Source organism: Acinetobacter johnsonii ANC 3681 (assembly GCF_000368805.1).
Taxonomy (GTDB): Bacteria; Pseudomonadota; Gammaproteobacteria; order Pseudomonadales; family Moraxellaceae; genus Acinetobacter; species Acinetobacter johnsonii.
Genome location: NZ_KB849705.1, coordinates 1,147,601 through 1,172,221, shown reverse-complemented (window position 1 = coordinate 1,172,221; position 24,621 = coordinate 1,147,601). Strand labels below are relative to the sequence as shown.

The window sequence follows — 24,621 nt, the reverse complement described above, 5'->3', positions numbered from 1 at the left end:
GCTTTTCGTTGGAAAATTAATTAATCTTTCTTGGTATTTTCATTGATTAAAAACTCAACCAGTGCTTTTTGAGCATGTAAGCGGTTTTCAGCTTCATCCCAAACTACAGCATTTTTATGGTCGAGCATCTTTTCAGAAATTTCTTCGCCGCGATGCGCAGGTAAGCAGTGCATAAATAAACAATCAGGATGAGCAAGATCCATAAGACGTTCATTCACTTGATAGTCTGCAAAAGCAGCTTCACGAATTTTTTGCTCTTCTTCTTGGCCCATGCTTGCCCATACATCAGTCACGATGAGGTTTGCATTTACGGCAGCATCTTCAGCTGAGTTAACCAGTTCTGCACAATGCGCAAATTCACTTAAAAATTCTGCTTTGGGTTCATAACCTTTAGGCGCAGCAATTTTTAACTTGAAGCCCCACATATGTGCAGCTTCAATATATGAATTACACATGTTGTTGCCATCACCAATCCAGGCTACCGTTTTGCCTGCAATAGGCCCACGGTGTTCAACAAAAGTTTGAACATCTGCAAGCAATTGACAAGGGTGGTGATCATCGGTTAAAGCATTAATCACAGGAACTTTTGAATAAGAGGCAAAACGTTCAACAATGTCATGTCCAAAAGTACGGATCATCACAATATCCAACATGCTTGAAATCACGCGTGCTGAATCTTCAATCGGTTCACCACGACCCAATTGGGTGTCTCGTGGAGAGAGGAAAATTGCACTGCCACCAAACTGGCTCATGCCTGCTTCGAACGATACACGGGTACGGGTGCTCGATTTTTCAAAAATCATACCCATGACTTTACCAACAAACGGTTGGAATACTTCGCTGTTGTGCTGTTTACGCTTTAGTTCGATACCGCGTTGCACAACTTGGTTCAGTTCTAAAGTAGATAAATCGCGTAAGGTAAGAAAGTGACGTAGAGCCATTGTTACTCCACAATAATTGCTGAAAACCGAAATAGGTACAGAACAACAATTAGTTGTTGGTTGGTGAAAAGAAAAAAGAGAGTCGATTAATATACTATATGCAAAGGAAATTGCAAAAAAACTAGACTTTTTGATGACCTGCTAAGAAACGATCTACACAATAATGAACATATTCTAGATTTTCTTTTTCATTTTCTTCAACATAGATGTTCATGAGTACTCGCCACTCTAATTCACGCACAATACCAAAAAAAAGCTGTGCAGAATAATTTGGATGTTCACATCGAATAATGCCTATTTCATCTGCTTTGCTTAAAACACAAGCCACGGCATCTTCAATATGTTTAGGCCCTTGTTTGTGAATATGAAAGGCTAACTGTGGATTACGTTGTACTTGTTCCATAATGAGTCTTAAAAAAGAGGCATTTTCTGGAAGCACAAGATGCGTTTGAATATTTAAAATGGTTTGTATTAAATAAACGCGCAAATTGTCCTTAGTGAAATCAAAAGGCATACAAATATCTTTAAAAAACAGTTCACGACGGTAGTCGCAAATTGCTGTAAAAAGACCGTCTTTATTTCCAAAATATTTGTAAATCGATGCTTTTGAACCACCCGCATGATTGACAATATCATCAAGTGAAACTGCATCGTAGCCATGTTGCAAAAACAACTCGTTTGCACTTAATAAAAATGCAAGACAGCGTTCATGACCTCGTTTTGTGTGAGGTATGTCACGTGTAAGGGGTTCTAGTTGAACTGAGTCGTGCATATAACTAACAACAGCCTAATAAATGTGGATCTCTAGTTGCTATCATAGCAAAAATATGCACACATTGTTGTTTTGGGGCTTATCTGTTTACCACTAAAGCCCAATGCATGGAAGAAAATTACACAATAAAAACGTGAACCATGGGACTAAAGTTTTAGAGTGATCATTCTAAAATGTCATAGCCAATTCAGTCATTATGGCTATACTCAAAACTCGAAAATTAAAGTAAATGCCGTGGAAAGGACGATGACAGAACAAAGATCTGCAGGCTTAAGATTTAGACAAGCACTGGAAGTGGAAAAACCATTACAAATTATCGGTACAGTCAATGCTTATGCAGCAATGATGGCGAAACAGGTGGGCTACAAGGCCATCTACCTTTCGGGTGCTGGTGTAGCCAACTACTCTTATGGATTGCCTGACTTAGGCATGACCAGTCTGGATAATGTTTTGGAAGATGTACGCCGCATTACCGAACGTGTAGACACCCCGTTACTGGTCGATATCGACACCGGTTGGGGTGGGGCATTTAACATTGCCCGCACTGTGAAACAAATGATTGCCGCAGGGGCAGCCGCAGTGCACATCGAAGACCAAGTAGCACAAAAACGCTGTGGCCACCGCCCAAACAAAGAAATCGTCACTCAACAAGAAATGGTTGACCGCGTAAAAGCTGCAGTCGATGCCAAAACCGATGCAAACTTTGTGGTGATGGCACGTACCGATGCCCTACAAAAAGAAGGCCTACAAGCGGTAATTGATCGTGCCTGTGCTTGTGTAGAAGCCGGTGCCGATGCGATCTTTGCTGAAGCAATGACTGACATTACCATGTACAAAACCGTCTGCGATGCAGTCGGTGTTCCAGTACTGGCGAACATTACCGAATTTGGCGATACCCCGTACTACACCAAAGAACAACTGGCAGAACAAGGCATCTCGATGGTGCTCTACCCACTGTCACCGACTCGTGCCATGCAAAAGGCAGCACTTGAAGTCATGCATGCCATTCGCAATGATGGTACCCAAGTTAACGTCCTCGACAAAATGCAACAGCGCAAAGAACTCTACGAATTTCTGGATTATCACACCTTTGAAAACACATTAGACAAGCTGTTTAAACAGGAGAATTAAAAATGGCTGAAGGAAAAGTCCTCACAGGCGCAGGATTGCGCGGACAAGTCGCAGGAAAGACAGCACTATCAACCGTAGGTAAAAGCGGAGCAGGTCTAACCTACCGTGGTTATGACGTCCAAGACCTCGCTGAAAACTGCCAGTTTGAAGAAGTGGCTTACCTGATCTTCTTTGGTGAACTACCAACAGCAGCACAGCTCACCGCGTATAAAGCTAAACTCAAATCACTGCGCCAACTGCCACAAGCACTCAAAGAAGTACTTGAGCGTATCCCAGCAGATTCACACCCAATGGATGTGATGCGCACGGGCGTATCAATGCTGGGCAACCTAGAAACAGAACAATCTTTTGCAGAACAACAAGATGTTGCAGACCGCATTCTTGCAACCCTTCCAGCGATCATTTGCTACTGGTACCGCTTTAGCCATGATGGCGTACGTATTGAAGAAAATACCGATGACGACTCAATCGGTGCTCAATTCTTACACCTGCTGCGTGGTGAAAAGCCAAATGAACTGCATGAACAAGTGATGAACGTATCACTGATCCTTTATGCAGAGCATGAATTCAACGCATCGACTTTCACCGCACGTGTATGCGCATCAACATTATCGGATATGCATTCATGTATTACCGGTGCAATTGGTTCACTACGTGGTCCATTGCACGGTGGAGCAAACGAAGCTGCGATGGAAATGATTGAAAACTGGACGTCACCTGAAGAAGCTGAGCGAGAAATGCTGGGCAAATTAGAACGTAAAGAAAAGATCATGGGCTTTGGACATGCAATCTACAAAGACAATGACCCACGTAATGGCATCATTAAAATCTGGTCAGAGCGCTTAGCCAAAGATGTCGGTGACACGGTCCTGTACCCAGTTTCAGTACGCTGTGAAGAAGTGATGTGGCGTGAGAAGAAATTATTCTGTAACGCAGACTTCTTCCATGCATCGGCATACCACTTCATGGATATTGCGACCAAGTTATTCACACCAATCTTTGTGATGAGCCGTGTGACAGGTTGGGCAGCGCATGTGATGGAACAACGTGCAGACAACCGTATTATTCGCCCAAGTGCGGACTATACGGGGCCTGAACTGCGTAAAGTAGTGCCAATTGAAGAACGTTCAGCGGCTTAAAATAAAGCTCTGATACATTATAAAAAAGCCTCTTCGGAGGCTTTTTTATATGCAATTTTTTTGTTGATGTTTCGCACAGCTTAATTCATATAAATATTTAATTTTAATGAAATAATAGATAATTAAAAGAATAGAGTTGCTATAATCTCGACCGTTTATTTCTTCATTTTTATTGTAATTTATTTTATGAAACATAAGTTTTTGTGTGTATCAGCACTATTTTTGGGGTTGTCTCATTCTGCTTTCGCCATGCCATTTGACCCGCTTATTGGAACATGGAAAGTGATTGATGATCGGACTGGGTATTATATTTCAGATATTGTGATTCGTAAGAATTCTAAAACATCACAATATAGTGCAGTAGTGACCAAGTACTATCCTTTGGCTGGAGCGCCTGTGAGTGATGTATGTAGTAAGTGTCAGGGTGGGCTTAAGGATAAACCGATTTTTGGTATGCAAGTGCTGAATGGTTTAATGGGTGATGCAACAGGTCAAAAATTCGCAAAAGGCCAATGGTTGAATCCTCAAGATGGCCGTGTGTATAACATCAATATTGCGCAGCTCAATGCAGGTAAAGATCAGATGAAGGTACAAGCCACAGCAAAAGATACGAAAGGTTTGAGCAACATGACATGGAAAAAGCTTTAAGTCTTTTGATTGTGTCGATAAAGCCATTGCACTGTCATAGTGCGGTGGCTTTTTTATGGATAAAAAAGCTGGAAGGGTATTTGCTAGACTTGTTGAATCCGTATAAAAAGGAAAAATCATCTTTCGGAGTGCTTGGTCAAAGAAAATGTAGTCTTTTAATCGATGAGATGTACGTCATGACAGAGAGATGATTAAGATTTACTTAATTGATAATGATAACTATTATTATATGTTAAGCTTCAGCATCTCATGGCTGTGTATACGAAAAATGACTCATCTTTATAGAAAGATTTTTACTTCTCTGCTTTCGCGAATTTTTGGCTCGTTGTTGATCTTGGGTGCCAGTTTAAGTATTTATGCGAAACCTGAAATGAAACCTTTACCTGCAAATATTGCAGAAATAGGCTCGGCTTATTACAGTTTTAAAGTCAAAGAGTTTGCAACTACAGATCCAAATAAAAGCTATAGCGTTTGGTTAGGTATTCCAAAGACAGTACAGAAGACGCAGGACGCATATGCATCGGTCTTTATGCTGGATGGGAACGCTGCGATGTCCCATCTGAATGAAAAAATACTCAAGTCTTTGTATGAAAATGATGCCCCTGTATTGGTTGCTATTGGCTATAAAACCAATTTGCCATTTGCCACAGCTTTTCGTTCACTTGACTATACTCCAGCAGATTTATTAACTGGAAAACCCGCCCAAGATCCACGAAATCCAGAGCGAATGAGCGGGGGAAGTGCTGATTTTAGAAATGTGATTTTGAAGGACATCGCTCCTTGGGTTGAGCAGAATGTAAAGCTGGATGCGCAAAAAAGAGCGTTATGGGGGCATTCCTATGGAGGGCTTTTTGTGCTTGATAGCTTGCTCGATGGTCGTTATTTCAGCCATTTCTTTGCTGCAAGTCCATCACTTTCTTGGGCAGGTGAGCGCATGATGCAAAAAATTAGAGCCGTAAAATTAGTCAAAGAGCCACAAAAACATGTATGGCTGATGGAAGGTGATCTTTTAATAAATACTGGCGCACAGCAAAGCGCTAATTTTGATGCAAATGGCATCAATAAAAATAGAGAAATTTTGTCTATATTCGATCAGCAGGGCGTAGAGTCTAAATTTTTAATCTATCCAAATCTAAAGCATGGTGAGGTGTTTAAAGCATCTTTATTGGATGTGCTTTCAAATAAATTGTATTGATGGTATTTAAATTATCCGAACATAAATAAAAGCCTGACCATATGATCAGGCTTTTATTTTACACAACCTTAAACAGGATTTTGTTCCAGTAGTACTTGGCCATATTGGGCGCGGAGTTCACGTTTTAGCATTTTACCCGTACCGCTCAGTGGAATACTGTCGACAAAGATCACACGGTCAGGGATCTGCCATTTCGCAATTTTGTCCGTATAGTAGTCTAAGACACCTTGTTCAGTGACCGTGCTATCGGGTTTCTTCACAGCTATGACAATAGGACGCTCATCCCATTTTGGATGTTCAGCTGCAATAACGGCTGCCATAAGAATGTCTGAATGTCCCATCGCAAGGTTTTCAAGTTCAACCGATGAAATCCATTCGCCGCCAGACTTAATTAAATCTTTAGAGCGGTCACTGATGCATAAGAAGCCGTCTTCATCTAAGGTTGCAATATCACCTGTGTCAAACCAGCCATCGGTCGTGAGTGCAGAGTCATCTTTACCAAAGTAACTGTCAATAATCCAGTGCCCTTTAATTTGTAGATTTCCAATCTGCTCACCATCGCGGGCAATTTCATGGCTGCCTTTTTCTTCATCGGTAAGACGTAAATCCACGCCAAAAGGCGGACGGCCTTGAGATAGGCGCAGCTGGAAACGCTCCTGTTCAGAGAGCTGTTGATGTTTGGCTTTAAGTTGGTTGGCAGAGCCTAGAGGGCTGGTTTCGGTCATGCCCCATGCATGGATGGTGTCGCAGTTATAGTCATTTTTAAAGGCCGCTAACATGGATGGTGGACATGCAGAACCACCGACAACGTTACGGTTCATACTTGCCAGTTGACTGCCTGTTTGTTTAGCTGCTGCCAGTAAACCTTGCCAAATTGTGGGTACACCCAAAGCCACAGTGACTTTATACGTATCAATCATGTTCACTAAACTTGGCCCATCTAAGCCTGGCCCTGGCAATACAACGGTACAACCGACCATAGCCGCTGCATAAGGCGTACCCCAAGCATTGACATGGAACATTGGCACTACAGGCAACATAATGTCATTTGCAGACAGATTAAGAGAATCGGGTAGGCTGATGGCAAAACTATGCAAAATGGTGGAGCGGTGGCTATATAGCACACCTTTTGGATTTCCAGTTGTGCCTGAGGTATAGCACAAAGAGCTTGCGGTTTGCTCATCAAAGCTTGGCCATGTGAACTGTTCAGACTCTTTGCTGAGCAAGTCATCATAAAATTTTACATCGGCAATTTTCTCTGTAATAGCGTCATCTGCAGCATCTAAACAAATAAAGTGCTCTACATGGGGTAAATGGGCTTTCACCGCAGCAATGAGTGGCGCAAAGGTTTTATCAAATAACACCACACGGTCTTGGGCATCATTGATAATAAAAATCAGTTGTTCTGGAAATAAACGTGGGTTGATGGTATGGCAAATATAGCCACTGCCAGAGATCGCATACCAAGATTCTAGGTGACGATGATTGTTCCATGCGATGGTCGCCACGCGGTCACTTTGTGAAAGTCGTAAGCCTTTGAGTACATTGGCAAATCGCTTAGAGTTGGCTGCTACTTTGGCCCAGTTGGTTTCAGTGATACTGCCGTCTGTATTTTTAGAAATAATAGCTGTATCCGCATGGTAGCGTTCTGCGTGATCAATAAGATTGCTAATTAATAGCGGTTGAAACATCATACGTCCAAGCATGTATAAATATCCTTATCGTTGCTTTTTTATCAAACTCTTTATTGGTTGCTCGAAACATCTGTTTTGAGCATTGATTGTATTTTTATCCTAGCTTGATCCAAATTTAAATCAAGCATTGTTTCATTCTCAGCCGCATTTTTAAAAGCGATGTGAAGCAGAACGATAAGTAAATAAAAAGCATCATTTAAAAAAGTAAATGACCATTTATCACTTTATGTTGTTATTCGACAAAAGGCACTTGAAATTTATAAAAAGTATGTTTAAAACTGTGTATAGCTCATGAGATATGAGTTGTGGGTATTTCAGGAAGATATACCTATTTTAAGAAGCGAATTTTTAAAAAATCATTTACAGGAGTTAAAAATGCTTCAGTTGTTTAAAAAATTATTTTGCATCCACGTTTATGAATATGAACAAATGACTGAAATAGGGGAGCATATGGAATGCCGAAAGTGCGGTGATTCTAAAACCGACTAATCATCTTAAGGAAAAGTGAGCGTAGGCTCACTTTTTAATGTCTATCATTTTTTATGGCTTGGTTTGACTGAATTGACTCAGAACGGCTTACAATAGCCGAGTAACAGTATTTAGCGTATTCGGATGATGACTAAAAATTTTCAAGCACAGACTTATATTGTTGATGATAATCTGACTGATACCTTAAGCTGGCTGTGTCAGCATCAAGAGTGTTTTGATTCTTTTCACTATGATGCGCTTCGCCAAACGTTAATAGTACGGCATGCCAATGGTGAAGATGAGATCTTCCAAGGTGATTATCTGAATGCTAGTTACGGTATTTTAATTACTGCGCATAATTTTGCTCGGTCGCCTGAAGGTTAAATCGATATACATTAAAAAAGCCCCATACTGAATAAGGGGCTTTTTTGTGCTTAGCAAATCTTGGAAATTAGCTTGCCATGGCATCTAGGCTGAGGTCTGCTACTGTTGGTTTTGGCTTTTCTGCCACTAAACCTAATTTGGTGAACAGTTGACGATCTTTACCTTCGCCTGCATTTGGCGTGGTCAGTAGTTTCTCACCCGAGAACAATGAGTTTGCACCCGCCATAAATGCAAGTGCTTGGTCTGAGTCAGAAAGTGCTTCACGACCTGCAGATAGGCGGATATAGCTGTGCGGCATGATAATGCGCGCAACAGCAATGGTACGAATCCATTCCGTCACATCGAGTTTTTCAACATCTGCCAGTGGCGTGCCTTCAATTGGAACCAACATGTTGATTGGTACCGATTCTGGGTGAATTGGCATCGTTGCAAGCTCTTGCAATAAACCAATACGGTCTTCTTTCTTTTCACCTAGACCAACGATACCACCGCTACATACTTTCATGCCTGCTTGACGGACATATTCTAAGGTATTTAAACGGTCATCAAAGGTACGTGTACTAATAATATGTGAATAATACTCGCGTGAAGTGTCGAGGTTATGGTTGTAATAATCTAAACCTGCATCTTTTAAACGCCCAGCTTGAGACTCATTCAGCATCCCTAAAGTCATGCAAGTCTCTAAACCAAGTGCTTTCACCTCTTTAACCATTTCTAGTACATACGGCATGTCACGTTCATGTGGGTTACGCCAAGCTGCGCCCATACAAAAACGAGATGAGCCTGAGGCTAAAGCTTCTTTGGCTTCTGAAATCACTTTGTCTACAGCAATTCGCTTTTCGGCTTCAAGTTTTGAGTCATAACGTGCTGACTGAGAACAGTACTTACAGTCTTCAGGACATTTTCCTGTTTTAATCGACAGTAAAGTACTGACTTGAATTGTGTTGGCTTGGAAATGTTGGCGATGTACGGTCTGCGCTTGAAAGACGAGATCAAGAAAGGGCTGATCATACAAAGCTTCGATTTCTTCACGCGTCCAATCATTGCGTAGGTTCATAATGGCGATCCATTTTTAATTCTAACTTGTATACATCATACATTTAACGTGCCAACTTAAAAGGCATTATTGCTCAGTTTTAATAGTATCTCCCGATTATGTTTTTAATTTTATCTTTTTATGAGATTGTAAAAATAGTTGCAAAGTTGAACGTTTTTTCGGAAATTTGGCCGCAAAATTCTATTTATTTGGATTTTGAGTTACACTGAAAATGCAGCTAAATAGATAAAATAAATAAAATTATGCAAGCAAATGGTTATTTGATTGAACTTTTATTGATTGAGTCTGTTTGAAGCAAGTTTTAGTGCTTTTTCATCAGTTGCTCTTGGATGGCCCAGTCAATATGGACTTGCACAATATCGTTAAGCTCTGGGCGAGAAGCTTGTAATTGCTGCAATATTTCATCTGAAAATGGTGCATTACCTAGACCAATCGCGACGTTACGCATAAAGCTTTGGTAGCCTGTACGACGTAGGGGACTCCCTTCTGTATTTGCCATAAAAGTGTTTTCATCCCATTGCCAAAGGTCAATTAGTTGAATGTCATCCAAACCATGACGCGGGTTAAAATCATCAATTGGTGTGGTTTTGGCAAAGCTATTCCACGGGCAAATGAGCTGGCAGTCATCGCAACCAAACACACGGTTACCAATACCGCGGCGTAGTTCTTCAGGAATAATGCCTTGAAACTCAATAGTTAAATAGGCAATGCATTTACGCGCATCTAATAAATAAGGCTCAACAATGGCTTGGGTCGGGCAAATATCAATACAAGCGCTACATGAACCACAGTGTTTGGTGGTGGCTTGGTCAAAAGGTAGCTCTAAAGAGGTAAAGAGCTCACCCAAAACAAAAAATGAGCCTGATGTTTTATGAATGAGTAAGGTGTGTTTACCGACCCATCCCATCCCTGCATTTTCAGCCAATGATTTTTCAAAAATGGGTGCCGAGTCTGCAAATGGGCGAGATTCAAAATCGCCAACTTTGGCTTTGATTTTCTGAGAAAGGGTCTTTAAACGCCCACGCATGACTTTGTGATAGTCACGACCGCGTGCATAACGCGCAATGATGGCGCTATTTGGTGCAAAAGGCACAAGACGTGGTTCAGGAACGGCAACCAAATAATCCATACGCACACAAATAATGCTTTTGGTGCCCGGAACAAGTAGGGTTGGATCTGTGCGTTTTTCTAAGTTTTCAGCAAGAAAATGCATGTCACCATGATAACCAAGTTCTAAATATTTTTTAAAACGCGGCAATTCAACTTGAGCATCTGGTTTGGCGATGACACAATCAGAAAATCCTAAAGCCAATGCTTCAGCTTTAATCCAAGCCTTAAGCTGCTCTGGATCATATTGATCTACAGGGATTTTTGAGGAAGATGTGGATGTTGTCATAACCAAGAACAAAGGAAAAATCATGCATCAGCAAGTGTACCACAGCAGCGAGATTCAAGCATGGGAAGGGCGTTGGTTCGCGCAGCAAAATAGTGCTTATGGGCTGATGCAACAAGTCGCATGGGCAACAACTGAACAGGTGCTGCCTAGGCTTAAACAGCAGCAGGTCAAAAGCGTTGCGGTGTGTTGTGGTCAAGGCAACAATGCAGGTGATGGTTACTTGATTGCATCGTATCTAGCCGCGCAAGGTTATGACGTTGAAATTTATGCAGCTGCTTTGGGAGAGTCTGTATCACTACAACAAGCACATGCAGCGGTCGTGAAAAAGGGAATAATGATTCATACCGGTTTTGTTTTTCAACGCCCTTATGATGCGTATATTGATGCTTTGTTTGGCATTGGGTTAAACCGTGAACTCAGTTCAGACTGGCAAGCGGTTATTCGACAGATCAATAGACAAACAGGCTTAAAAATTGCGGTTGATATTCCAAGTGGTTTACAGGCCAACACAGGGCAAGCTTTACCTTGTGCAGTTATCGCCGATTATACTTTTACGGCTCTCGGCCTAAAGGCGGGTTTATTTACTGGGCAGGGTAAAGCTTATGCAGGAGTCGTTGAGCTTATTTCGGTACTTCCCGTAGACAGTGCTTTAAAACCTTTAGCTTCGCTTGCTCCACAGCATATGCAGCTTGTACCGCGTCAAGCCTTTGGACATAAAGGAAGCTATGGGCACGTACTGGTGATTGGGGGACATGCACAGATGGGTGGTGCGGTGATGTTAGCCGCTGAAGCTGCCTTTCATGCGGGTGCTGGCAAGGTGACCGTGGTATGTGATGCAAAACACCATACTGCAATTTTAGCTCGTGCACCCAATATTATGCTGCGCGATATTAACCAAATGTCGCTCCAAGAGCGTGAAGCGTTGGTGGCACATGTGGATGCAGTCAGTTTTGGTATGGGCTTGGGAAGAGACTCGTGGGCTCAGCAGCAGTTTGATGCATGGTTTCCACTCATTCAAACCAGTACTTTAAAGGTGGTATTGGATGCGGATGCTTTATGGTTTTTGGCTTCAACGCCAGTAAAACTCGGTAAACAGGTGTACGCAACACCGCATCCTGGGGAGGCCGCGACTTTGCTCGGTATCAGTACCTCAGTGGTGGAGTCCGACCGTATTGCAGCTATTTATGCTTTACAAAAAAAATATGCAGGACAATGGGTGCTTAAGGGTTCGGGAAGCTTGATTTTAGATACGCAACTTTGGATTTGTACCGCAGGTAATCCGGGAATGGGAACAGGTGGAATGGGTGATGTATTGGCAGGCATGATTGCCAGTTTAAAAGCACAGTTGCAAGATGACATTGCGTTACATCAAATTGTGACCTTACATGCCCAAGCAGGCGATCTTTTGGCTCAACAAGGTGAGCGTGGTTTACAAGCGCAGCAAATGAGTCAGGCTATTTATACGGTCGTGAACCGAGAGCATACAGTATGAAAGTAGTAAAACTGACCATATCGGGAAAAGTTCAGGGTGTTGGATATCGACGCTGGTTTGCACAATATGCTGTTGCTTTAGGTTTAAAGGGTTATGTACAGAATCTGGCTTCAGGTGCAGTTGAAGCGTTGCTTTTGGGTGGTGATGGTATGGTTGCCGAACTGGTGAATCTCGCTAAAGTCGGGCCAACTCATGCGGTAGTCACTGATGTGGTCATCGTAGAACTTGCTTCAGAACAGCAAAGATTTACAGATTTTCAAATACGTCGCGAATGATCAAGTATGCAAAAATAAAAAAAAGGGCGGAAGTTAAACTTTCGCCCTTTTTTTAAGATTGTTAAATCTTAGTGGTGGTGACCACCAGCACCGTGCGCATGGCCGTGCTGTAATTCTTCTTCAGTTGCGTCGCGGATTTCTACGATTTCAACTTCGAAAGTTAAGTCTTGACCAGCAAGTGGGAAGTTCGCATCAACAATTACGTTTTCGCCTTCAACTGCTTTTACAGTTACGATTTGAACGCCATCATCAGTTTGAGCTTGGAACTGCATACCCGCTTGGATGTTGTCTACGCCTTGGAACATTTGCGCTGGAACTTCTTGAACGAGTTCAGGGTTGTATTCGCCATAACCTTCAGCAGCAGGAACAGTAACAGTGAATTTTTCACCTACAGTTTTGCCTAGCAATGCATTTTCTAAACCTGGGATGATGTTACCTGCGCCGTGCAAATATGCAAGTGGTTCACCTTGTGATTGGTCTAGCGTTTCGCCTTCAGCGTTAGTCAATTTGTAGTTGAAAGAAACCACGTGATCATTTGCGATAGCAGTCATGTTTTTCGTCCATTCATTTAGAATTTAAGGGGTATATCATAAAGTGAAAAGCAGCTTTTGTAGACTAAATTTAGCAAAAAAACTGCATTTTCCACGTTCTTATGGCGTTTTTTTATTAGTGGGGACGCATTTTTAGATTTCAATGCAATTTTATTTTCGGACCGACTTTTTTATTCATCAGGTCTTTTGCGGTCATCAGCCCAGCTTGGGTATAGCCATGTAAGGTGGCCTGATGGAGTCGATATAAAGAAACATACATGGTTTTTGCCAGCACGCCTTGCACATTGACTTGGCCCAGTAGTTCGCCGACAGCTTTGTATTGACTGAGGGAAACCAAAGAACCTTTGTCAGAAAATTTAAACATCGGCAAAGACTGACCACGAATGCGCGCTTTGAGCGCTCGAACCAAAAAGGCCGCTTGTTGACTGGCCACTTGAGCGCGTGGGCCAAGGACTGGTTCATCGGCTGCGGGCTGGCAGTGAGCGCAATCACCAAAGGCAAAAATGTTGGGGTCGGAACGGGTTTGCAAAGTCGCATAGACGTTAAGGCGTCCAATCGCATCTTTTTCAAAGCCTTCAAGCGCATTTAAAACGACAGGTGCTTTGATGCCCGCTGCCCAAACTTTTAGATCGGCATCGATTTGTGAGCCGTCGGCAAAATAGACATGGTCTTTATCTAACTTGGCAACACGGTGATGGGTGAGGACTTCAACGCCAAGCTTTTCCAATTGAGTATGTGTGTGTGTTGCCATTTTAGTGGATAGGGCGGGAAGAATACGATCCGCTGCTTCAATCAAGGTCACTTTGACTTTATTTGGGTCAATTTTATTGAGACCGTATTTAAAAAAAGTACTTTTCGCATGGACCAATTCGGCTGCAAGCTCGACTCCTGTGGCACCTGCACCAATAATCGCAATATTGAGTGCGCGTGTTTCGGGGCGGTTTTGTGCATCCAAATACAAATGTAGAAGGTCTTGCTGGAAAATTTCAGCTTGCTGGCGACTGTCGAGGAAGTGGCAGTAATGTTTAGCGCCTTCGGTCGCAAAGTCGTTAGAGGTCGAGCCGACGGCTAGGACTAAGGTGTCGTAGTTGAGTTCAAACTGTGTGGTTTCAGTGCTTTGTTTGGCATATTGGCGTGCTTCAAGTTTTACTTGTTTATGTTCTTGGTCTAAGCCGACAAAACGACCTAAAACAAACTCATAGTGATGTTTAGACGCATGTGCAAAATAATTAATTTCTTCAACACTTGGATTGAGTGTACCTGCCGCAATTTCGTGGAGTAAGGGTTTCCAGATGTGAGTGAGGTTTTGATCGACGAGGGTGATTTTCACCCACTTGGATTTTGCGAAGCTGTCACCGAGTTGCGTTGCTAACTCTAGACCACCAGCACCACCGCCAATAATAACAATATGGTGTGGCACTTGTTCTGTTTGTACAGCCATATGAAGCAACCTATTTATTATTAAAAAAAGAAGATGACATTGAATATGCCATCTTCTTGATTTATTGATAATTAGATTGTCTTACAAGTTACATAAAGTATAAAACTCGGGATCCTGCTCGAACTTAACCGAGTGTGTAGGTTTTTGCTTTAGGTTCATCGCTTGATAAAAATGGAAACAAGCTTTTGAACCAAAACATTAGTCGCTGGAAAATATTGGCTTCTTCAATTTGTACATCTTCTTCAATGGTAAACGTTTGAATGAGCTGATTGTTTTGATAGACCTGCACTTTCGCCAGTTGCATCACTTCAGCCAGCGGAGCGGTCAGCTTGTTTTGCAACACTTCAATATTGAAATGCGTTTTTGTAGACTCTAATGGATCAATGCGTTGAAGAGTGCCATTGCCTGTATTGAGCATAATGCGTTGGTTGGTCTGGTCGAAGGCATGTAAGTCAATGGCATAGGGTTGCTCGTACAATGATGTGGTCACAATTTTCGGTTGCTTACTTTCCACTTTGAACATTTTCAATGTCGATTTGACTACAGGCAGTTCTGCGATAATTTGCTTATCTTTCAGCGCAACTTCGTTACGAGTATAGGTATAAGACAAATTCATGAGGTTATGTGCAACTTCAGCACGCTTTGCTGCACTTTCTGTACCCAAAACAATGACCACCAAGCGACGGTTTGGATTATCTGGATTCATGGTCGGGCGGTTTGCTGTCAGCGCTAAATTGTATCCCGCTGCTTTGGTATAACCTGTTTTTAAGCCATCAACTGTCGGGTCTTTTTTTAACAGAATATTGGTTGCACGGTGAAAGCGTTGGTTGTAGCTAAAACTTTGCTGTTTTGAATAGTATAAATAGTCTGGCGTTTCATTCACCAAGGCTTGGCCTAATAGCGCTAAATCATGTGCGGTTGAATAGTGCTCTGGCATGGTGATACCCGCAGGGTTTTGAAAATGCGTTTCAGTCATTCCCAGTGCTTTGGCTTCTTGGTTCATTCGTGCAACAAAGTTTGGAATATCACCCGAGATGCGTTCCGCTAAAGTCACTGCTGCGTCGTTGGCAGACATGACCACTAAACCCGCTAAAAGCTGATCCACAGAAATCTGTTCACCTTGTTTTAAGTACATTTGGGACTCATCCCACATCACCGTACTGACCACAGGTGTTGCGGTAAGAATTTCGCTCTTATTGAGCTTCCCTGCATTAATTTCTTTGAGTGCAATATAAGCCACCATCATTTTGGTGAGCGAAGCGGGCGCACGTTGAACATGACTATTATGCTCTGCAATGACTTGCCCCGATTGGCTGTCAAAAACGGTCCAAGCTTGAGCTTCAACTGTTTCAGGAACAATGTTGAGCAATGCCGCTTGAGTGAAACTTGAACATAAGGCGAAGAGTGTAGCGATGAAGTAGATGACAGCTTTCAATGAAATTCCCTAACCAAGCCATTCCGTGACTTTTAAACCTAAAACAGCTGCAAATGCTATGCCTTTTTTACTTCAATGACCAGTCAAAAATGCAGACAAATGTGACTGCGACGCAAAACTGGCGTAAATAATGCTAAGCTAAGTTATAACTCATTTCATTTTATTTTGTATCGCCCATTATGTTGCATTATCAGATCGAATTTGACGATTATCGTCAGCACCTTATACACGTGACTTTACGCTTTGTAGCAGACCCAACACAGGTACTTTCATTACCAACTTGGATTCCGGGTAGTTACCTTATTCGCGAGTTTTCAAAGCATATTGAATCGGTTCGTGCTTATGATGAAGAAGGGCGTTTGTTAGAAATTCAAAAATTTGAAAAGAATAAATGGCGTCTTTTTAATACCGATCATGAATTGATTACGGTTGAGTATGATGTCTATGCCTATGATCTGTCGGTGCGCGGTGCGTATGTAGATCAAACCCGTTTATATGTAAATCCTGCATGTGCTTGCTTAGGTTTGGAGGGTCAAGAGGACAAAGCAGTTGAAGTTGAACTGTTCCTTCCTGATGAGCTAAAACACTTCCAATTGGCTACTGGTATGGCTTCAAAAAGCCTCGTTAAAGGTCGTTTTACCTTAAAAGCCAAAAACTATGCCGAGTTGATTGATGCACCATTTGAGTTGGCTGAACAGACTCGGTTTGGTTTTGAAGCCAATGGTATTCCGCACGAGTTTGTGGTGTCAGGTAAACATGTTATGAATGCTGCACGTATGCAGCAAGACATTGAAAAAATCTGTGCAACAGAAATTTCAATGTTCGGCTCAGCGCCATTTTCAAACTACACCTTTATGACGATGGCGACAGCAAATAGTTATGGCGGTTTGGAGCACCCAAATTCAACCAGCTTGATTAGTCCACGTGAAGACTTACCAAAAGCCAATGAGCCTGAAGAGCCGTCTGAAGACTATCAACGTTTCTTAGGTTTATGTAGCCATGAATACTTCCACTCATGGTTGGTTAAATTCATTCGTCCTGAAAACTTTGTCAATTATGATCTAAATAAAGAAGGCTATACCTCTTTGCTTTGGATTTTTGAAGGTTTCACATCTTATTATGATGACCTGATTTTGCTACGTAGTGGTGTGATTTCCCAAGCCTCATATATCAAACTACTCAAAACTCAGATTGATCGCTATTTGCAAAATCCGGGTCGTTTTGTTCAGTCTGTGTCTGAATCTAGCTTCGATGCATGGGTGAAATTTTACCGTCAGGATGAAAATTCGAACAATGCAGGCACCAGCTATTACAACAAAGGTTGTTTGGTTGCACTATGCTTAGATTTAGGTTTGCGCTTACGTGGTTCAAGCCTGGACGCGCTTATGCGTAAACTTTATGAGAACGCGCAAAAGGGTATACAAGTACATGAGCGTACGATTGTTGAGCTGTGTAATGAGTTGACGGGTGATAACTGGATTGAGCAAATCAATCACTTAATTAACACCACCGATGAGTTGCCGCTGGATCAACTTTTCCCTGAATTTGGTTTAAGTTATAGCCTGAAAAATGATAAGTCATTACCGTTAGGTTTAAAGCTTGTAGATAAGCCAGAAGGCGTGTTGGTGCAAAGCGCACGTCGTGATGGTGCTGCTGCTCAAGCTGGCCTTTCTGCCCATGATGTGATCATTGCGATTGATGGTCTCAAAGCAACGGTGAAACTGGTAGAAAAGTATGCCAAGCAAGAAGGTATATATAGCATTTTGGCATTCCGCCGTGATGAGTTGATGAGCTTTGACGTAAAAGCTGCTGGCTTAGAGCTGACTGAAGTTGAATTGAAAGTTGAAGACCAAGTAAAAGCAGAGAAGTGGTTCAAGGCTTAGTCCCTAAGCCACTTTATTTGTCATTCTGTTGAGATAGAAAACCGATGCCTAGGCATCGGTTTTCTATATGTGCTTATTTGTGAGCATTAACTACCACGATAAGTGGAATAGCCATATGGGCTAATTAACAGCGGGATATGGTAATGATCCAATGAGCCATCAATTACAAACACCACGGGCACTTCTGGAAAGAATGAGCGCTGATTATTTTGGCGAAACCAATCACCCGTTTTAAAGGTAACTTTGTATACACCTTTTTGTAAGGTCGTATCTTTGGGATATAAATCATTGATTCGACCTTGGTCATCGGTCGTGCTTGAGCTGATTTCTGTCCATTTATCATTTTGTTGGGCTTCAAGTGTCACTTTGACATTGGCAGAAGGGAGACCATTTTCCAAATTCAGCACATGGACGCTCAATGGATTTTGAGCAAAACACCAAGAAGAAAAACCAAGTCCAATGAGCGGAAGCAGCATTTTTAGCATTGAATTGACCCTTACCGTTGCAGGAAAAAGATTCAGTTTAACCAACCATATAAAAATCATAGGTTTAAAAATGTAAAAATTGAGGAGTACGCGTAGAGGGTTTATTTATCAATATTTAAGCTGCGGCATGTTGAATGGCTCTGCCGATTTAAATTTAGCGGTGAGAAAAGCTATTTTTATGGATATATGGCTACAAGACTGTAAAACGATTTGAAGACTGTATTATGTGAAAACTATCTGTTGTTGTGGCTTAAATGAGGTAAATAACACATTTCGCTAAAAAATTTGTTTATTTGCTAAGCAAAAGCTAAAGCCTTGTGGAAAGACGTGATTTTGAAAAACGAAGGCTGTAGTGGTATTTTCTGGCGAAATGTCGTTATCACTGGATATTACGTTGACTGGAAAGCCCTGAGGGACGATACTTTCAGGGTTTTATTCAAGCACATCGGTTCGCAGGGGTTGAGCCAGAAGCTCATCACCCTAAAAAACTCAATCTAACGCAAGGGGCTATATATGGCTGGTGGAAAGTCAACCATCATTTACACACTGACCGACGAGGCGCCATTGCTAGCGACTTATTCGCTACTGCCGATCATTGAGACCTTTACTAAACCTGCTGGTGTAGAGATCATTAAAACTGATATCTCTGTTGCCGCACGTGTTCTCGCAGAATTCTCTGAATACCTAAAAGAAGAGCAAAAAGTCCCAGACAATCTTGCAGAACTAGGTCGTCTTACCCAAGATCCAGATACTAATATCATCAAACTCCCGAATATTAGTGCCTCTGTTGCTCAGTTAACAGCATGTATCAAAGAGCTTCAATCAAAAGGCTACGCGATTCCTGACTATCCTGAAAACCCAACCACTGAAGACGAAAAAGCGCTTAAAGCACGCTATGGCAAATGTCTTGGTTCAGCTGTAAACCCTGTATTGCGTGAAGGTAACTCTGACCGTCGTGCACCAGCTGCAGTGAAAAACTATGCGAAAAAACACCCGCACTCTATGAGCGAGTGGAAGCAATGGTCTCAAACTCACGTTTCTCACATGGATGAAGGCGACTTCTACCATGGTGAAAAATCGATGACTTTAGACCGCGCACGTAATGTGAAAATGGAACTCATCACCAAGTCTGGTGAAACGATTGTTCTGAAGTCAAAAGTTGCACTCCAAGACGGCGAAATCATCGACTCAATGTTCATGAGCAAGAAAGCGCTTTGCGATTTCTATGAAAAAGAACTTGATGATTGTAAAGAAGCGGGCATTTTGTTCTCTTTACACGTTAAAGCAACCATGATGAAAGTTTCACACCCGATCGTTTTCGGTCACTGTGTGAAAATTTACTACAAAGATGCTTTTGAAAAACACGGTAAATTGTTCGATGAGCTAGGCATTAACGTAAACAACGGTATGGCTGGTCTTTACGAGAAGATCGCAACTTTACCGACATCTTTACGTGAAGAAATCATTGAAGACTTACACGCTTGCCAAGAACACCGTCCTGCACTTGCAATGGTTGATTCGGCGAAAGGCATCACAAACTTCCATTCACCAAACGACGTAATTGTAGATGCTTCAATGCCTGCAATGATTCGTGGTGGCGGTAAAATGTGGGGCGCTGACGGCAAACCTTATGACTGCAAAGCAGTAATGCCTGAGTCAACTTTTGCACGTATTTACCAAGAAATGATCAATTTCTGTAAGTGGAACGGTAACTTCGATCCACGTACGATGGGTACTGTGCCTAACGTTGGTTTGATGGCGCAGAAAGCTGAAGAATACGGTTCGCACGACAAAACTTTCGAAATGTCTGAAGCGGGTGTTGCAAACATCACTGACCTAGAAACTGGTGAAGTGTTGATGACTCAAAATGTTGAGGAAGGCGACATCTGGCGTATGTGTCAGGTGAAAGATGCACCGATTCAAGATTGGGTAAAACTTGCAGTAAACCGTGCTCGTAACTCGGGTATGCCAGCAATCTTCTGGTTAGACCCATACCGTCCGCACGAAAATGAAGTGATCAAGAAAGTACAAAAATACTTGAAAGACCACGACACTGCTGGTTTAGATATTCAGATCATGTCTCAAGTACGTGCAATGCGTTATACACTTGAACGTGTAGCGCGTGGCCTAGATACGATTTCTGTAACGGGTAACATCCTACGTGACTACCTGACTGACTTGTTCCCAATTATGGAATTGGGTACTTCAGCGAAAATGTTGTCTATCGTTCCGTTAATGGCGGGCGGTGGTATGTACGAAACTGGTGCGGGTGGTTCAGCACCTAAACACGTACAGCAGCTTGTAGAAGAAAACCACTTACGTTGGGATTCTTTAGGTGAGTTCTTGGCGTTAGCGGTTTCTTTAGAAGAGCTAGGTATTAAAGAAGATAACGCTCAGGCGAAACTTCTTGCGAAGACTTTAGACCAAGCGACTGGCAAATTACTTGATAACGACAAGTCTCCATCACGTCGTACTGGCGAGTTAGATAACCGTGGCAGCCACTTCTATTTAGCGAAGTTCTGGGCTGAAGCGCTTACTGCACAAGATGAAGATGCTGAGTTGAAAGCGAAGTTTGCTCCACTTGCGAAAGCACTTGCTGAAAACGAAGACAAGATCATTGCTGAACTTGCTCAAGTTCAAGGTCAAGCTGCTGACATCGGTGGTTACTATGCTGTAGATACAGCTAAAGTTAATGCTGTAATGCGTCCAAGCGAGACTTTGAAAGCTGCACTTGAAGCGATCTAAGTCAAAACTAAATTGGTAAATTTACCGATGAAGTGAAAAAAGCCGATGCATATGCGTCGGCTTTTTTTATAGTACTTTATGCTTTCTATTTAAAAATTTGATGATGTTTTTTAATATCAGATGTTTGTTATAACTATAAATTAATAATGCTTGAGTGATCTAATTGAGATATGAATAAAAAGAGTTTAATTTTTGGGATATTAGTGACAGCTATTTGGTTCATTGGAATTTATGGTTTTACTAAAAGTAATGGCTATAGTTTGCCAATAGAATTAAATGCTTTGGGTGATTTTCTTGCTGGTATTTTCGCACCTGTTGCTTTCTTCTGGTTAATTCTAGGGTATGTTCAGCAAGGTAAGCAGTTAGATCAAAATACGAAAGTTCTAGAACAACAAGAAAAAGCGTTGCAACTTCAAATTGATGAGATGAGATCAGGTATTCGACAACAGGGTGAGCTAACAAGGTTACAACTAGAACAACTTAGAATGACAAATAATGCATCTAACCCTTATCTAGAGCTTTCATCTCAAGAAATGAAAATTCATGAGGTGAGAGATTTGTTGAGTAATAAAATGGAGATGCTTGGTTCTTTAGAGTTTAATGTGTGTTCAAAAGTTAATGAATTTAGATTTGTTTTACTCATGACAACTGATAATACAATCTATCAACGAATAGTGAAGATAGGGGTTGATGATGTTGTAAAATTTACTTTACGATTGGATTGTTTAAATGACAGCTTAATTAATGATTTTTTAAAAAAGAAAATTGATGATACTAGTATTCAATTTAAGATCAGATTTCAAAATATTTATGGATTAGAAACAGAGAATATTTATTCATATCGGATGTTTAGACATTCAACAGGGGAGATTCAGGTTTTAAAGCCAAGATTGAGAGATTCATTAATGAAAAGTACGGTTTTATAAAGGTTGAGAAATAAATATAGAAAAACATTTATTTATATTTAAAGCGTTTCTGAGTTGAGCAAGAAAAAGCCCACTTTCGTGGGCTTTAAAATACTTAATTTTTAACGACCATTATTACGTCCACGACCACGTGGTGCTTTCGTATTTGGACGAGTAGTACCATTGGTTTTACGCTTTGGTTTCTCACTATCATCCATTTGCCAAATACGCTTTGTACCTGACTTTTTCACGGAACCATCTTTGTTCTTACGAACCATAGGCTTACCACCTGTACCACCCGGTTTTTTCACATAAGAGCGCGAACGGTAAGGTTCTTCCGCAGGAATGTTTTGAAAGTCAGGGTATAAAAGTGGCTCGATTTCTTTGGATTCACCTGGTTGTAAACCCATTTGAACCAAATCAATTGCACCAATTTTAGTACGGATTAAACGTAAAGTTGGAAAACCTACAGCAGCAGTCATGCGACGTACTTGACGGTTACGGCCTTCACAAATTGAAATTTCGACCCAAGAAGTCGGCACAGACGCACGGAAACGTACAGGAGGATCACGTTCCCATAACCACTCAGGTTGTTCAACTTTAGATGCTTCAGCAGGTAAAGTCATACCATCTTTCAATTCCACACCTTTACGCAACTGCTCAAGGGCTTCTTCAGTGACATCACCATCGACCTGAACCAAATACGTTTTAAATTTTTTATTGGCAGGGTTTGTGATGTATTGGTTCAAACCACCATGGTCGGTTAAAAATACCAAGCCTTCAGAGTCCATATCCAAACGACCAGCCAAGCGCAAAGTAGAGTCACTGACAAAGTCAGACATCGTCATATGTGCTTCATCTTTACGGAACTGGGAGAGGACGTCATAGGGCTTATTCAGGATGACGATTTTCATTATAACCTACTAGAATATATAAATTAATTTTGATGTGGTTTCCTACTTACCCGTTTAAGTACCCGCTCTGGGAGAGATAGCGGAGAAATTAGGAATAAAATGACCACTAATTGTGGGGTACTATATCAGATTTAGGCTTATGCTCCTCAACTTTATTCTTAACGTACGAGGAATACCAAAAAACATCTTTATCAGAAAGTCTAATTGGTTGCTGAATATCCCCAGTATTAATCATGTTATAGAATTTATCTTTTCCAATGGATAGGAGTTGCATAAATTCTTTAGCTCGAATTCTGCGATCAATCTCAATCATCTTGCATCCTCTGTGCTCATCCCACCACCTTCATATCTAGAGGATAAGACTCTTGGTGATTCATGTATTCTTCATCAAATGACGGGTAAACTGTATTAGCTTTTAAATTGTGCTTTTTAAATATAAATCTAAGTGAATTTTTCGTACTGTTACCAGAAAAAGTGCAGCTACCATTAGCTTGTACTTTTTTTACATATTCAGATAATTCAAACCGAATTTTGAAGTTCATCGATCCTCCCGTAAATTGATAAATTTTGAATAAAAATTTCAACCCAATATCTTGAGGTTTTGGAAATTTTTCATTTTCAGGGTGAGCTGGTAATTAAATGAAAAACCGAATATGCACATTATCAAAATATTTAAAAAAAAGATGAGAAAAGTTTAAAAAACAAAAAAAAGGTTTATTTTTTAATTTATTATATCAGTAAAATAATCTTAAGTTTATTTAGATGGTATTTTGTAAAATGTATAATTCTGTTTTGTAAAGTGATTTGTTAGAAAAATTATTATTAAATAAGAGTTTTGAATTTTTAGAAACGCACACGACTTAACCGACCTTGAAAAAAAGGTCGGCTATTAACGCATACTGCTTTTTCTGTTAGTTTTTTAATTTACTCATCGTAAATTTTAAATGGGTTATTTAAGTTGAGAAAAATTGAATTCTTTTTGTTGTTAAATTCTCTTCCACCTTCTGAAATATTAAACTCATTTATCTCTTTATCTGAGAATATTTCTTTGTTGAAGTAGTCTTGCATTAGATAAAGCTTCATGATCTTAAACAATATCTCAAGTTGATCATCATCAATATTATTTGATTTAAGTAGCGACAGTAATGTTCCACCAATAAAAAATTTTTGATGATTATCCTTATTTCTCTTTTTAATATTTTGTTTCTTTTCTAAAGCATCATCAGTATCTAAGATATTTTGATGAATTTTTATTTTTAAATCATCAGGTAATTTTGACATATAATTATCTAACATTTTCTCAGCTAAAAAATAATGTTCTAGAACAGGAGGAACATCTTCTCCGAAGTAACTATAATCTAAAATATCGCGTTCTATTTTTGTGATCGAGTTTGGATCTTTTTTGGATATAAAATGAAGTTTATTATCATACGTCTTTCTTTTTTTTGTATATAGATACGTTTTTCTGATTAATTGTTTTTCTTTATCACTCAGTTCCCCTAATTTTTTTTGTTCGAGTAATTGAATGACATCATAATGTGAACTTTCGAACGCAGGATTATTCATTGCAAAATATTCTATTGAATAAATGTGATCTTGTGTTGTTAATGCTGTACGACTCATCTTGATATTTTCTCACTAAAAAAATAAAAAATGTATATCACATGTCA

The 24,621-nt window shown here is 40.8% G+C and carries 22 protein-coding genes; 10 read left to right on the top strand and 12 right to left on the bottom strand.

Annotated features, from left to right (window positions below):
- Positions 1 to 20 precede the first annotated feature (20 nt).
- The gene (gene argF, locus F946_RS09825) at positions 21 to 941 is read right to left on the bottom strand and encodes an ornithine carbamoyltransferase (RefSeq protein ID WP_004981801.1); all 921 of its coding nucleotides are present in this window, start codon (positions 939 to 941) and stop codon (positions 21 to 23) included.
- 121 nt (positions 942 to 1,062) lie between these two features.
- A complete protein-coding gene (locus tag F946_RS09820; protein ID WP_004981800.1) occupies positions 1,063 to 1,713 on the bottom strand; it encodes a TetR/AcrR family transcriptional regulator in 651 nt (216 codons plus the stop codon).
- 246 nt (positions 1,714 to 1,959) lie between these two features.
- Here F946_RS09820 and prpB point away from each other — a divergent pair, with 246 nt between their 5' ends.
- From prpB to F946_RS09795, 4 genes are all read left to right on the top strand, one after another.
- On the top strand, positions 1,960 to 2,844 hold the full coding sequence (prpB, locus tag F946_RS09815; RefSeq protein WP_004696708.1) for a methylisocitrate lyase: 885 nt from the start codon (positions 1,960 to 1,962) through the stop codon (positions 2,842 to 2,844).
- A gap of 2 nt (positions 2,845 to 2,846) precedes the next feature.
- On the top strand, positions 2,847 to 3,983 hold the full coding sequence (gene prpC / locus F946_RS09810) for a bifunctional 2-methylcitrate synthase/citrate synthase (protein ID WP_004696709.1): 1,137 nt from the start codon (positions 2,847 to 2,849) through the stop codon (positions 3,981 to 3,983).
- 186 nt (positions 3,984 to 4,169) lie between these two features.
- Complete coding sequence (locus F946_RS09805; protein ID WP_004981798.1) at positions 4,170 to 4,631, top strand: DUF2147 domain-containing protein; 462 nt, start codon at positions 4,170 to 4,172, stop codon at positions 4,629 to 4,631.
- Positions 4,632 to 4,899: 268 nt separating this feature from the next.
- On the top strand, positions 4,900 to 5,826 hold the full coding sequence (locus tag F946_RS09795) for an alpha/beta hydrolase (protein WP_035326940.1): 927 nt from the start codon (positions 4,900 to 4,902) through the stop codon (positions 5,824 to 5,826).
- A 68-nt stretch (positions 5,827 to 5,894) separates the two neighbouring features.
- Here F946_RS09795 and F946_RS09790 read toward each other — a convergent pair whose 3' ends face one another.
- Positions 5,895 to 7,532 (bottom strand): long-chain-fatty-acid--CoA ligase, encoded by a 1,638-nt coding sequence (locus F946_RS09790; protein ID WP_004981793.1) that lies wholly within the window; start codon positions 7,530 to 7,532, stop codon positions 5,895 to 5,897.
- A 603-nt stretch (positions 7,533 to 8,135) separates the two neighbouring features.
- Between F946_RS09790 and F946_RS09780 the strand changes: the two genes are divergently transcribed.
- Positions 8,136 to 8,372 carry a hypothetical protein gene (locus tag F946_RS09780; RefSeq protein ID WP_035326937.1) on the top strand — a complete coding sequence of 79 codons (237 nt, stop codon included), beginning with the start codon at positions 8,136 to 8,138 and terminating at the stop codon, positions 8,370 to 8,372.
- Positions 8,373 to 8,439: 67 nt separating this feature from the next.
- On the opposite strand, the gene bioB is transcribed toward F946_RS09780, so the two are convergent.
- The gene (gene bioB / locus F946_RS09775) at positions 8,440 to 9,429 is read right to left on the bottom strand and encodes a biotin synthase BioB (RefSeq protein ID WP_004981788.1); all 990 of its coding nucleotides are present in this window, start codon (positions 9,427 to 9,429) and stop codon (positions 8,440 to 8,442) included.
- Between the two features lie 301 nt (positions 9,430 to 9,730).
- Positions 9,731 to 10,825, bottom strand: a complete 1,095-nt coding sequence (queG, locus tag F946_RS09770; protein WP_004981783.1) for a tRNA epoxyqueuosine(34) reductase QueG — start codon at positions 10,823 to 10,825, stop codon at positions 9,731 to 9,733.
- 22 nt (positions 10,826 to 10,847) lie between these two features.
- On the opposite strand from queG, the gene F946_RS09765 reads away from it, so the two are divergent.
- Complete coding sequence (locus tag F946_RS09765; RefSeq protein ID WP_004981782.1) at positions 10,848 to 12,317, top strand: bifunctional ADP-dependent NAD(P)H-hydrate dehydratase/NAD(P)H-hydrate epimerase; 1,470 nt, start codon at positions 10,848 to 10,850, stop codon at positions 12,315 to 12,317.
- Positions 12,314 to 12,592 carry an acylphosphatase gene (locus F946_RS09760; protein ID WP_004981777.1) on the top strand — a complete coding sequence of 93 codons (279 nt, stop codon included), beginning with the start codon at positions 12,314 to 12,316 and terminating at the stop codon, positions 12,590 to 12,592. Before F946_RS09765 ends, F946_RS09760 begins: the two co-directional genes overlap by 4 nt.
- 68 nt (positions 12,593 to 12,660) lie before the next feature.
- Here the strand turns inward: F946_RS09760 and slyD are convergent, their stop codons facing one another.
- From slyD to F946_RS09745, 3 genes are all read right to left on the bottom strand, one after another.
- On the bottom strand, positions 12,661 to 13,143 hold the full coding sequence (gene slyD / locus F946_RS09755; RefSeq protein ID WP_004696728.1) for a peptidylprolyl isomerase: 483 nt from the start codon (positions 13,141 to 13,143) through the stop codon (positions 12,661 to 12,663).
- A 139-nt stretch (positions 13,144 to 13,282) separates the two neighbouring features.
- The gene (locus F946_RS09750) at positions 13,283 to 14,584 is read right to left on the bottom strand and encodes an NAD(P)/FAD-dependent oxidoreductase (RefSeq protein WP_004981774.1); all 1,302 of its coding nucleotides are present in this window, start codon (positions 14,582 to 14,584) and stop codon (positions 13,283 to 13,285) included.
- 124 nt (positions 14,585 to 14,708) lie between these two features.
- The gene (locus F946_RS09745) at positions 14,709 to 16,019 is read right to left on the bottom strand and encodes a D-alanyl-D-alanine carboxypeptidase PBP6B (protein WP_004981773.1); all 1,311 of its coding nucleotides are present in this window, start codon (positions 16,017 to 16,019) and stop codon (positions 14,709 to 14,711) included.
- A gap of 179 nt (positions 16,020 to 16,198) precedes the next feature.
- Between F946_RS09745 and F946_RS09740 the strand changes: the two genes are divergently transcribed.
- The gene (locus F946_RS09740) at positions 16,199 to 17,902 is read left to right on the top strand and encodes a M61 family metallopeptidase (RefSeq protein WP_004981771.1); all 1,704 of its coding nucleotides are present in this window, start codon (positions 16,199 to 16,201) and stop codon (positions 17,900 to 17,902) included.
- Positions 17,903 to 17,988: 86 nt separating this feature from the next.
- On the opposite strand, the gene uraH is transcribed toward F946_RS09740, so the two are convergent.
- Positions 17,989 to 18,387, bottom strand: a complete 399-nt coding sequence (gene uraH / locus F946_RS09735) for a hydroxyisourate hydrolase (protein WP_004981768.1) — start codon at positions 18,385 to 18,387, stop codon at positions 17,989 to 17,991.
- 513 nt (positions 18,388 to 18,900) lie between these two features.
- On the opposite strand from uraH, the gene F946_RS09730 reads away from it, so the two are divergent.
- Positions 18,901 to 21,132 carry an NADP-dependent isocitrate dehydrogenase gene (locus F946_RS09730; protein ID WP_004981766.1) on the top strand — a complete coding sequence of 744 codons (2,232 nt, stop codon included), beginning with the start codon at positions 18,901 to 18,903 and terminating at the stop codon, positions 21,130 to 21,132.
- Between the two features lie 170 nt (positions 21,133 to 21,302).
- The gene (locus tag F946_RS17325; RefSeq protein WP_004981763.1) at positions 21,303 to 22,058 is read left to right on the top strand and encodes a hypothetical protein; all 756 of its coding nucleotides are present in this window, start codon (positions 21,303 to 21,305) and stop codon (positions 22,056 to 22,058) included.
- 101 nt (positions 22,059 to 22,159) lie between these two features.
- Here the strand turns inward: F946_RS17325 and F946_RS09720 are convergent, their stop codons facing one another.
- The 3 genes from F946_RS09720 to F946_RS09705 all read right to left on the bottom strand — a co-directional run bounded on the left by F946_RS09720 (position 22,160) and on the right by F946_RS09705 (position 24,574).
- Entirely contained in the window at positions 22,160 to 22,951 is a 792-nt protein-coding gene (locus F946_RS09720) for a pseudouridine synthase (protein ID WP_004981758.1), read from the bottom strand.
- Positions 22,952 to 23,057: 106 nt separating this feature from the next.
- Complete coding sequence (locus tag F946_RS09715) at positions 23,058 to 23,261, bottom strand: helix-turn-helix transcriptional regulator (RefSeq protein WP_029575045.1); 204 nt, start codon at positions 23,259 to 23,261, stop codon at positions 23,058 to 23,060.
- A gap of 614 nt (positions 23,262 to 23,875) precedes the next feature.
- The gene (locus F946_RS09705) at positions 23,876 to 24,574 is read right to left on the bottom strand and encodes a hypothetical protein (RefSeq protein ID WP_004981751.1); all 699 of its coding nucleotides are present in this window, start codon (positions 24,572 to 24,574) and stop codon (positions 23,876 to 23,878) included.
- Between the last annotated feature and the right edge of the window lie 47 nt (positions 24,575 to 24,621).

What these genes read in the sequence shown, in the direction of transcription:
- uraH (WP_004981768.1), bottom strand. Translation starts at nt 18,387, where the DNA reads ATGCTAAAAATGCTGCTTCCGCTCATTGGACTTGGTTTTTCTTCTTGG.
- F946_RS09780 (WP_035326937.1), top strand. Translation starts at nt 8,136, where the DNA reads ATGACTAAAAATTTTCAAGCACAGACTTATATTGTTGATGATAATCTG.
- F946_RS09820 (WP_004981800.1), bottom strand. Translation starts at nt 1,713, where the DNA reads ATGCACGACTCAGTTCAACTAGAACCCCTTACACGTGACATACCTCAC.
- argF (WP_004981801.1), bottom strand. Translation starts at nt 941, where the DNA reads ATGGCTCTACGTCACTTTCTTACCTTACGCGATTTATCTACTTTAGAA.
- F946_RS09765 (WP_004981782.1), top strand. Translation starts at nt 10,848, where the DNA reads ATGCATCAGCAAGTGTACCACAGCAGCGAGATTCAAGCATGGGAAGGG.
- slyD (WP_004696728.1), bottom strand. Translation starts at nt 13,143, where the DNA reads ATGACTGCTATCGCAAATGATCACGTGGTTTCTTTCAACTACAAATTG.
- F946_RS09705 (WP_004981751.1), bottom strand. Translation starts at nt 24,574, where the DNA reads ATGAGTCGTACAGCATTAACAACACAAGATCACATTTATTCAATAGAA.
- F946_RS09750 (WP_004981774.1), bottom strand. Translation starts at nt 14,584, where the DNA reads ATGGCTGTACAAACAGAACAAGTGCCACACCATATTGTTATTATTGGC.
- queG (WP_004981783.1), bottom strand. Translation starts at nt 10,825, where the DNA reads ATGACAACATCCACATCTTCCTCAAAAATCCCTGTAGATCAATATGAT.
- F946_RS09760 (WP_004981777.1), top strand. Translation starts at nt 12,314, where the DNA reads ATGAAAGTAGTAAAACTGACCATATCGGGAAAAGTTCAGGGTGTTGGA.
- F946_RS17325 (WP_004981763.1), top strand. Translation starts at nt 21,303, where the DNA reads ATGAATAAAAAGAGTTTAATTTTTGGGATATTAGTGACAGCTATTTGG.
- F946_RS09795 (WP_035326940.1), top strand. Translation starts at nt 4,900, where the DNA reads ATGACTCATCTTTATAGAAAGATTTTTACTTCTCTGCTTTCGCGAATT.
- F946_RS09805 (WP_004981798.1), top strand. Translation starts at nt 4,170, where the DNA reads ATGAAACATAAGTTTTTGTGTGTATCAGCACTATTTTTGGGGTTGTCT.
- prpC (WP_004696709.1), top strand. Translation starts at nt 2,847, where the DNA reads ATGGCTGAAGGAAAAGTCCTCACAGGCGCAGGATTGCGCGGACAAGTC.
- F946_RS09790 (WP_004981793.1), bottom strand. Translation starts at nt 7,532, where the DNA reads ATGCTTGGACGTATGATGTTTCAACCGCTATTAATTAGCAATCTTATT.
- F946_RS09740 (WP_004981771.1), top strand. Translation starts at nt 16,199, where the DNA reads ATGTTGCATTATCAGATCGAATTTGACGATTATCGTCAGCACCTTATA.
- bioB (WP_004981788.1), bottom strand. Translation starts at nt 9,429, where the DNA reads ATGAACCTACGCAATGATTGGACGCGTGAAGAAATCGAAGCTTTGTAT.
- F946_RS09730 (WP_004981766.1), top strand. Translation starts at nt 18,901, where the DNA reads ATGGCTGGTGGAAAGTCAACCATCATTTACACACTGACCGACGAGGCG.
- prpB (WP_004696708.1), top strand. Translation starts at nt 1,960, where the DNA reads ATGACAGAACAAAGATCTGCAGGCTTAAGATTTAGACAAGCACTGGAA.
- F946_RS09720 (WP_004981758.1), bottom strand. Translation starts at nt 22,951, where the DNA reads ATGAAAATCGTCATCCTGAATAAGCCCTATGACGTCCTCTCCCAGTTC.